The sequence below is a fragment of the Brevibacillus sp. MCWH genome, assembly GCF_013096935.1.
GTDB lineage: Bacteria > Bacillota > Bacilli > Brevibacillales > Brevibacillaceae > Brevibacillus > Brevibacillus aydinogluensis.
This window is the reverse complement of sequence record NZ_SDLF01000144.1, coordinates 1-460: the sequence shown is the minus strand read 5'-3', so window position 1 is coordinate 460 and position 460 is coordinate 1. Positions and strand designations below refer to the sequence as shown.

Sequence of the window (460 nt, the reverse complement as noted above, 5' to 3'; positions counted from 1 at the left end):
GCCCAATACGTATCCAAAAGGCCAAGTGATTTTACGACAAGGCACGTCGGAATCATGCCGCCTGAAAACAGCATGGAGAAAATCACCAGATTCAACAGCAGATTCCGTCCCTTCACATGCCGTTTCGCCAGCGGATACGCCATCGTGAAGGTAAAAAACAGCTGTACAGCCGTCCCAACCACCGTGATGAAGATGGACACGCCCATGCTTCGAAGGAACGTCGGTGTCGAAAACACATACTTGTAAGCATCAAGTGTAAAGGTTTTCGGGAAAATAAAGAAGCTCCGCTGGGCGAGTTCCGCTTCTGTCGCAAAGGAACCGGCGATAATATATAAAAACGGCAAAATGGTAATCGCGCCGACACCGCCGAGAAACAGAATGTTGCAGACGTCAAACACCCGTCCGGCTTTGGTGTTGTGCATCGTGTGAATTTCAGCCATACCTCTCCCTCCTCTAAAAC

1 pseudogene is annotated in these 460 nt (G+C 49.6%); it reads right to left on the bottom strand.

Going from position 1 to position 460, the window contains the following annotated elements:
• Positions 1 to 440: pseudogene (locus ETC00_RS19785) on the bottom strand (carbohydrate ABC transporter permease); the annotation flags it as partial.
• Positions 441 to 460: the final 20 nt, after the last annotated feature.